This is a genomic window from Mammaliicoccus sp. P-M59, from assembly GCF_022386135.1.
GTDB classification, from domain to species: domain Bacteria; phylum Bacillota; class Bacilli; order Staphylococcales; family Staphylococcaceae; genus Mammaliicoccus; species Mammaliicoccus sciuri_A.
In genome coordinates, this window is record NZ_JAJNJJ010000052.1 from 1 (window position 1) to 200 (window position 200).

The 200-nt window shown below is 34.5% G+C and carries 1 rRNA gene; it reads right to left on the bottom strand.

The window, feature by feature from the left end:
* Positions 1 to 75: ribosomal RNA gene (gene rrf / locus LQ617_RS15955) — 5S ribosomal RNA — on the bottom strand; the annotation flags it as partial.
* Positions 76 to 200: the final 125 nt, after the last annotated feature.

Below are 200 nucleotides of genomic sequence, written 5' to 3' on the forward strand. Positions count from 1 at the left end.
ACCATCGGCGCTAAAGAGCTTAACTTCTGTGTTCGGCATGGGAACAGGTGTGACCTCTTTGCTATCGTCACCAGACAAATTATTGCTTGAGATAATTACATTAAGTAAATCTCTACGCAATACAAATTGAAATGTATTACACATTCAAAACTAGATAGTAAGTAGATTTTACGGCTAAAACCGATTTAAAATTTGATTAA